This is a genomic window from Clostridium vincentii (assembly GCF_002995745.1).
Lineage (GTDB): Bacteria > Bacillota > Clostridia > Clostridiales > Clostridiaceae > Clostridium > Clostridium vincentii.
Genome location: NZ_PVXQ01000072.1, coordinates 1 through 6,149, shown reverse-complemented (window position 1 = coordinate 6,149; position 6,149 = coordinate 1). Strand labels below are relative to the sequence as shown.

Below are 6,149 nucleotides of genomic sequence, written 5' to 3'. Positions count from 1 at the left end.
CCAACTCCATTCTTTTTATCTTAGCAATAAAATTATAATGGATAATTTATGTATTGGGGAGATGTTTTTACATCTCCTTTATTTTTTTGCTACCTTTGCCTACTAAAATTATACTCTAACATTATTTTTAACTAAACTTTACCATCAACATCATTATGATTACCATTCCTAATGGCTAATGCAATTTATTTTTATCAAAGTTTTCATTTTGCTCCGGCTTAATTTTAACTTCACTCTTAATCATAAATTTCCACGCCCTTTTCTATTTTTTACAGCTAAAAATCCCCCTGCTATAAAAGATATAGTGTTAAAATTTCAAAACTGCCAAAAAACTTATAAACTTCTTACCCTAATTCCTATCAAATTCGCATTGTACAAGCATATTCTGAAGAAGTTATATTCTGAAGAATATTTATACTTGTACCTATATAATTCGATTCTTAAGCACTATATCCTATTTAAAGATATAGAATGGAGCTGACAAAATGGCTAAGAGAATCTACAAGAAAAAAATTTTTCTCTGGCTTAAAACTTGATGCTGTTCCACAAGACATTTTTGATGTTTCTGCTGCTATCCAATCTGTTTTAAGTAGCGGTGCAAGAGATACCTACTTAAATGACACTGTAAAGTTAGTCCAAGCTCAACTGGCAAGTATGATGCATACATGCCTCAGAAACAAGTTACTCGATTTGCTATTGTTTAAGTTCTTAATTCTAAAAGAAGCTTATCCCTTTTATTTAGGACAAGCTTCTGTTTTTTGTTATTGCTACAATATCCCTTATATTATCCTTTGGTAAATCGTTAGCAAAAACTTATATAGCCCCATTTTATATACTTCTTACTGACCTAGTAAATAATACGATATTTATAACTGTTATTTGTTTTAGGATATTATTAATTAAAGTATCTTTATTATCATCTGAAAATTGGAATTTATCTGGCTACTCAATATAGATAACCTAATATAATAATATTAATATCTCTTTAAACTTCTAAACTACATGTACTTATATAAAGATAGGTTATAATTTTTTATAGATCCTCATTGCAAAGATATAAACGAATAATAACATAATCGCAATTGGTGTGATACTAACTGTAATAATTGTATCCATACTTCTAAAAATATGACGCATAGAACGTCCAAACATAACACTCATATCTTTAAAAAATATTTATTTATAGATTCCATTTATTTCTCCTCCTCTAGAATATAGTAACCTTACTCAAATATACGTCTAATTCTTTAAATGCAGCTTGAGTAGTTATCATAAAAAAAGAGCCGACAACTGTGATTTCACTCACATGTTATCAGCTCTGAGTCTTAGCGTCTGGCTCTTTAACAACTGATATATTCAGTTGTTTTACATTGATTATCGTTTCCTGTTTACACTTGGGACAAAATAGTGGGAAGTTTTCAAGCACCGTATCATCACTTATCTTGACCTTTATTTTGTTGCCACAGACCTTTCATTTCAATTGCTTTTTCAATCCCGATATCTCCCTTTTACTTTGTTTTATCCGTAACCTTTTTCATGGCCTTGTTAACTTCTTGGTCAACAGATTCTTGATATATGTCAGCGTAAGTTTTTGAATCTTTGATTAGATCATCGCAGAAAGCTACTACGTCACTGCCCGTCACTTCGAGCACACCTTTCCCCAAGGCCGCACCCTCTTGAAAAAGATCGATAATCCCCGAGAGTAAACCTATTCCGTCAGTTAGCTCAACAGGGCCTACCTTAAAGAGATATTTTTGAATCTCTTTATATACAATCTGATAATCTTTCGGGAGCGCTTTGACGCGCGCCACGTGCGCTCGCCACTCTTTTTTACCTTCGATGATATCTTGTATTCTCATTTTATCCTCCTATCTACCTAATTTTTTAGCTATATTATTGTTGAGTTGCTTGCGCCACTTGTCGCGAAAAGACTTTGACCCTTCTTCGCCTACCAGCGTTGAACAGAAGCCTTTGATATCATCACCCAAAACCTCTTGTACACTCTGACCGTCCGCAGCCCTTTCTTCGAGCAGGCCAAGCACACCGTCAAGAATTGGCATAAGGTTGTGACCGGTGAAATCTGAGTGCGGCCAAAGATTAGCATTAATTTTTTCCCAGGCCGCTTGATAATCAGCCGGTAGCTTTTTGGCTCGCGATTCAAAAATTTTCAATTCTTTAGTCATGTCGCTTCCCGTAATTTTTTCCCAAAAACTCATTATTTCTTCTCCTTTAACTCATTAATTTTTGATGATACGAATTCCCATCTTTCCCAGAACTTCTTCAATTCCTCACGCCCCTCATCATTTAGAGTAAAAAATTTTCGCGGTGGTCCCATATCTGATTTCTTTTTTGTAGTTTCTACCAATTTATTTTTCTCAAGTCGTATTAAGATGGTATAAACAGTCCCGTCTACAACATCTGAAAATCCGAGCGCATTCAGCCTCCTAGTAATCTCGTAACCATATATCTCCTTATGACTGATGATTTCAAGAACACAGCCTTCTAGTACACCTTTTAACATTTCTGTGATATTTTCCAAATAAGTCACCTCTTTACTATCTAATATTACTTGTATTCAGTATTACTTACTACTGCTATGTAGTATCACTTACTAGAGATAGTTTCAATATGATATATTTATTTTTTTACGTTTATTTTTTTCGTTAAATTCTAAATAATACTAAAAATTATAACAATCACCTTGTAATTAAAAAAGTAGGAGCATCTGCTCCCTACCCTTGAAGTTCTTAATATATTAAAATTGCTTATTTAATATACTCAATAAATTACTATTTATCTATCAGTTAATTGCAACATATTTTACAAATATCATATCATCCAATTTTCAAATAACATCGTCATCCCTACAGATTGTTCATGTAATTTCAAATCTATTCTTTATCCCCCGCCCACTATCTTTAATATAAAAATTTCTTTTTGTTTGATGAAAAGTGGAACGGTGAACCCCTTAGCCATATGGGCGTGTACATAACCGGATTATGCTCAAATGAGTTTTATCAATATGATCTTTTTGATGATACCAATATAGAAAAGGCCCAAGCAATAGACAAAATAATTGATGACATACGTTCTAGATATGGCTCAAATTCTATATTAAGGTCTTCCTTTTTACACTCTGGAATAAAAGCTATGTCTGGTGGAATAGGAGAAGAAGACTATCCTGTTATGACAAGTTTATTATGAGAAGTTGATATCTATGAAAGTTATGGCCAAACCTATAGAAATGATTACATGGTTTACAGAAGATGGCGCCCCAAAACCTGTACGATTTAAAATTAAAAATCTTGATGAATCTGTAACTGTTATAAATGTTGATAAAGTTTTATTTAAGGACTTTGAGAAATTAGCAGGTAATAAGATGCTCCTCTTCAGGTGCCAAAGTATAATAAATGATATTGATAGGATTTATGAATTGAAATATGAGATTAATACATGATATGATAAAACTTCAAAGCGGTATTGTCATTAATATAACTCACTCTGTTATTGACGTACCATCAATAACAGTTCGCCCTACGGGATAAGGATTTTGCCATCACTTTCGTTTATCTAACTGTATTATACGTTCTCCTAATAGAGGTTTATTTTTCTTTGTATATTAAAGTCATTTTAGTTTGATCCATTGCATAGTCTTTATTCTCTACTTTTCTTTATTTCATCAATAATTAATAAGGTACAAAGAATTAAAGTAAATATAATTAAAATTTCAAATAATAATATAATCTCATCAACCTTATTTGAATCTAAAATGACCTTACACACAACTACAAATATAATCTCCAAAAGAGTATAAATAAACGCCTTAAATACCTTTGTGAATTTCCCCATATTACGCCTCCTTATATATACCGACTAAATTCCATTATTTAATTTAATATGTTATATTGTAACAGAAATAACGCATGTATTTATATAATTATTTTTCAAAAATACAATTTATCAAAACAAAAAGAGCCATTACTTTTAAATAAGGACTCTTTTAAATAATGTATTAATTAATTTACATCAACATCACATGCAATAGAATAATTTTTATCCAGAATTCCAAATCCTAGACTTATACCGCCTGTAGAACTTAATGATATAGCTCCAGAAAGTCCTAATTTAGCATGTGCATAGTTTGCAAATACTGTTGATGATTGGGTTACACCATTGTGTTGGGTAAATCCAACCTCACATTGAAAATATCCCATATTTTCAGTTCCTGTCCAAATACCCTGATTCGCTATTTTTCGGCAAGTGACAGTCACCCTTGTGGAGGACTGAAAGGACTCCGCTTGCTTTAAGTCCATTTTCACTATGCACGATATCATCAATGTGTATAATTTTATTATTTCTCTCTCCAAATACAAAATTCAATAAAAACACTCCTTAACTAAAACTTGGCGAATTAACACGATTATATATTATGCTCATAACCTACAATATTTTTTCAACTTCCTCGATATACTGTTCCGGATGATTTACAGATAATTCGCAGTGGTTATAATTTTCAAAAGCCTTTATTTCAATTTGCGGATAATTCTTTTTTAAGAATTTAGCCGAATTTTTTGAGAGCATTTCCATTGACGTTGTACCATGCCAGTATGCAATCTTAACATTATCAGTATTTATATTATTAGGCATTTGATATTTAAATGTAGAGTTACAAAAATTTGAAACTGTTTTTTCATCAATGACATCAATTGTATTTAATACGTCATCAAACAAATTGTCAGGATACATATTTTTATACTGTTTTAACGTTTTAGGATTTCGCTTTTTTATATTTCTCACTTGATTTACTTGACTTATTTTCCAAAAGCAGATTGCTAATTTATTCATAGGGACAAGCGGTGCACTTTCCAATATTACTTTTTGAAATTGTAAAACATTATTACTGACTAAAATGCTTGCGATTACTCCTCCCATAGAGGAACCACAAACCGCATATATATTTGCACCATAATTTACAATACAATACTCTTCAATATCAGCAGCAGATTTTTCAACGGTAGTAAATATACTTTTTGTTTCTGTATCATGCCCATCCAAAACAGGAATAATAACAAAGTAATCTTTACTAAAATATTGAATTTGTGGCGTCCACATTTGCCATGGCATTAAAGTTCCGTTAATAAAAATTAAAAGCTTATTTTTATTGTTTCCATATTCAATAAATCTCATTTTTATTTTCCTTTCACAAGATTATATAAATAATCTTTACTTCACTATTTTAGTCTAAGGAGTATCGTCATCTACGAATAATGTGTCTTACTCAGAAAATATCTAATTTTATTATATAGAGTTTTCCTTAGTACCCTTGTAAGCAATAAAAGTACATATTCCTGATAGAGTACAGAAAAAAAGTGTGAGAAATGCAAATGGATATATTGGATATGCTAGCAATGCTAATGCCTCTATAAATAACCCCATAGTTAGTGTTAACAATAAACTAAAGCAAGTTGCAATTCTATTCTTCAAATCAAATCCCTCCCTTTTAATTTTAATTACTATTCTTTACTGAACAATACCCTACCATTACGGCTTAATTCAAACAATTATATTCATATTGTAGCATATTATGTAAATTTCCACCATTCTCCCAAACAGCAGGGCATACACATCACTATTAAATCTAAATTACCCCACTCCCCTAATTATCTCCATAAATCTCCACTAGCTCCTGCTCCATCTTCTCCAAATACTCAAACTTGCATCTAAGCCTGTCATTAACATAATTCCAAGCAATATTATTATCAGCTATTCTTTCGATTTGTCCCTGCTTATCTCTTAGTTTCTCTTCTCTATTTCCCATTGCCATGAATGTATTCGTAACTAAGAATGTCAGCTTAATTAGCAAGTATTCTGCTAACTTGACTCAGAACCAAGTTACTAAATTTGATGTTGCTTAAGTTTTGAAAATTCAAAGAAGCTTATCCCATTTTCATTTGGGACAAGCTTCTTTTTTTGTTATTGATGCAATAGCTATCATTTTATCCTTTGGTAGATCATTAGTAATAACGTAAGCGTCAAATAACTCATCACCTAGGACTGGCAGTAAATTAATGTGATAATACTCCTATACTTAGTAGGAGGTAATTTGCATGGCAAAAAGAAGATCTAAAGAAGAATGGATGATACTTGTA

11 protein-coding genes and 2 pseudogenes are annotated in these 6,149 nt (G+C 31.5%); 3 read left to right on the top strand and 10 right to left on the bottom strand.

The genetic code is table 11. The annotated features are described in order from the left end of the window. Positions 1-471 precede the first annotated feature (471 nt). Positions 472-798: a DUF1659 domain-containing protein gene (locus CLVI_RS16905; RefSeq protein ID WP_106061400.1), complete on the top strand. Its 327-nt coding sequence runs from the start codon at positions 472-474 to the stop codon at positions 796-798. A gap of 252 nt (positions 799-1,050) precedes the next feature. On the opposite strand, the pseudogene CLVI_RS16900 reads toward CLVI_RS16905, so the two are convergent. The 5 genes and pseudogenes from CLVI_RS16900 to CLVI_RS16880 all read right to left on the bottom strand — a co-directional run. Continuing rightward, positions 1,051-1,193, bottom strand: a pseudogene (locus CLVI_RS16900) (ABC transporter permease); the annotation flags it as partial. Positions 1,194-1,312: 119 nt separating this feature from the next. After that, positions 1,313-1,468: pseudogene (locus CLVI_RS16895) on the bottom strand (cysteine-rich KTR domain-containing protein); the annotation flags it as partial. A 40-nt stretch (positions 1,469-1,508) separates the two neighbouring features. Further along, the gene (locus tag CLVI_RS16890; protein WP_106061396.1) at positions 1,509-1,859 is read right to left on the bottom strand and encodes a DUF1048 domain-containing protein; all 351 of its coding nucleotides are present in this window, start codon (positions 1,857-1,859) and stop codon (positions 1,509-1,511) included. Positions 1,860-1,868: 9 nt separating this feature from the next. Beyond that, the gene (locus CLVI_RS16885; RefSeq protein WP_106061394.1) at positions 1,869-2,216 is read right to left on the bottom strand and encodes a DUF1048 domain-containing protein; all 348 of its coding nucleotides are present in this window, start codon (positions 2,214-2,216) and stop codon (positions 1,869-1,871) included. Then, the gene (locus CLVI_RS16880) at positions 2,216-2,539 is read right to left on the bottom strand and encodes a PadR family transcriptional regulator (RefSeq protein WP_106061392.1); all 324 of its coding nucleotides are present in this window, start codon (positions 2,537-2,539) and stop codon (positions 2,216-2,218) included. Before CLVI_RS16880 ends, CLVI_RS16885 begins: the two co-directional genes overlap by 1 nt. A 437-nt stretch (positions 2,540-2,976) precedes the next feature. Between CLVI_RS16880 and CLVI_RS16875 the strand changes: the two genes are divergently transcribed. Further along, positions 2,977-3,204: a hypothetical protein gene (locus CLVI_RS16875; RefSeq protein WP_106061390.1), complete on the top strand. Its 228-nt coding sequence runs from the start codon at positions 2,977-2,979 to the stop codon at positions 3,202-3,204. 13 nt (positions 3,205-3,217) lie between these two features. Further along, positions 3,218-3,457 carry a hypothetical protein gene (locus CLVI_RS16870; protein ID WP_106061388.1) on the top strand — a complete coding sequence of 80 codons (240 nt, stop codon included), beginning with the start codon at positions 3,218-3,220 and terminating at the stop codon, positions 3,455-3,457. Between the two features lie 197 nt (positions 3,458-3,654). On the opposite strand, the gene CLVI_RS16865 is transcribed toward CLVI_RS16870, so the two are convergent. The 5 genes from CLVI_RS16865 to CLVI_RS17585 form a co-directional block, all read right to left on the bottom strand. Then, positions 3,655-3,849, bottom strand: coding sequence for a hypothetical protein (locus CLVI_RS16865; protein ID WP_106061386.1), 195 nt, complete (start codon positions 3,847-3,849; stop codon positions 3,655-3,657). A 167-nt stretch (positions 3,850-4,016) separates the two neighbouring features. Further along, on the bottom strand, positions 4,017-4,334 hold the full coding sequence (locus tag CLVI_RS17745; RefSeq protein WP_146127345.1) for a hypothetical protein: 318 nt from the start codon (positions 4,332-4,334) through the stop codon (positions 4,017-4,019). Positions 4,335-4,440: 106 nt separating this feature from the next. Next, positions 4,441-5,187 carry an alpha/beta fold hydrolase gene (locus CLVI_RS16855; RefSeq protein WP_106061384.1) on the bottom strand — a complete coding sequence of 249 codons (747 nt, stop codon included), beginning with the start codon at positions 5,185-5,187 and terminating at the stop codon, positions 4,441-4,443. Between the two features lie 111 nt (positions 5,188-5,298). Then, positions 5,299-5,484: a hypothetical protein gene (locus CLVI_RS16850; protein ID WP_106061383.1), complete on the bottom strand. Its 186-nt coding sequence runs from the start codon at positions 5,482-5,484 to the stop codon at positions 5,299-5,301. A 172-nt stretch (positions 5,485-5,656) separates the two neighbouring features. Continuing rightward, the gene (locus CLVI_RS17585) at positions 5,657-5,818 is read right to left on the bottom strand and encodes a hypothetical protein (RefSeq protein ID WP_207655406.1); all 162 of its coding nucleotides are present in this window, start codon (positions 5,816-5,818) and stop codon (positions 5,657-5,659) included. Positions 5,819-6,149: the final 331 nt, after the last annotated feature.

What these genes read in the sequence shown, in the direction of transcription:
- CLVI_RS17585 (WP_207655406.1), bottom strand. Translation starts at nt 5,818, where the DNA reads ATGGGAAATAGAGAAGAGAAACTAAGAGATAAGCAGGGACAAATCGAA.
- CLVI_RS16855 (WP_106061384.1), bottom strand. Translation starts at nt 5,187, where the DNA reads ATGAGATTTATTGAATATGGAAACAATAAAAATAAGCTTTTAATTTTT.
- CLVI_RS16885 (WP_106061394.1), bottom strand. Translation starts at nt 2,216, where the DNA reads ATGAGTTTTTGGGAAAAAATTACGGGAAGCGACATGACTAAAGAATTG.
- CLVI_RS17745 (WP_146127345.1), bottom strand. Translation starts at nt 4,334, where the DNA reads ATGATATCGTGCATAGTGAAAATGGACTTAAAGCAAGCGGAGTCCTTT.
- CLVI_RS16865 (WP_106061386.1), bottom strand. Translation starts at nt 3,849, where the DNA reads ATGGGGAAATTCACAAAGGTATTTAAGGCGTTTATTTATACTCTTTTG.
- CLVI_RS16875 (WP_106061390.1), top strand. Translation starts at nt 2,977, where the DNA reads ATGGGCGTGTACATAACCGGATTATGCTCAAATGAGTTTTATCAATAT.
- CLVI_RS16905 (WP_106061400.1), top strand. Translation starts at nt 472, where the DNA reads ATGGAGCTGACAAAATGGCTAAGAGAATCTACAAGAAAAAAATTTTTC.
- CLVI_RS16890 (WP_106061396.1), bottom strand. Translation starts at nt 1,859, where the DNA reads ATGAGAATACAAGATATCATCGAAGGTAAAAAAGAGTGGCGAGCGCAC.
- CLVI_RS16870 (WP_106061388.1), top strand. Translation starts at nt 3,218, where the DNA reads ATGAAAGTTATGGCCAAACCTATAGAAATGATTACATGGTTTACAGAA.